Below are 227 nucleotides of genomic sequence, written 5' to 3'. Positions count from 1 at the left end.
ATGGCCAGTGTTTTAAAAGCTTCTTTGCTGTGTCTAAGCCGAATGCTTTCATCATGCACCACGAAACAAACGCTGCGCACCATGGCTGTCCTTGGTAATCCGGTTTAATATCTCGCCAGTATTTTGTGTAATTATTTTCTCCGGCATTTGCTGTCTTACTATCAAGCTGACTATTACTTGCCTTTTCAAGATATCCGGTTTCATTCTTTGCGATCTGGATTAATTTA

1 protein-coding gene is annotated in these 227 nt (G+C 40.5%); it reads right to left on the bottom strand.

All coding sequences use genetic code 11. From position 1 onward, the window contains the following. The coding region (locus ABFY71_RS19190) for a hypothetical protein (protein ID WP_347947476.1) at positions 1-227 on the bottom strand (227 nt) is incomplete at both ends.

This window comes from Devosia alba (assembly GCF_039938915.1).
Taxonomy (GTDB): Bacteria; Pseudomonadota; Alphaproteobacteria; order Rhizobiales; family Devosiaceae; genus Devosia; species Devosia alba.
This window is presented reverse-complemented; position numbering and strand designations above follow the sequence as displayed.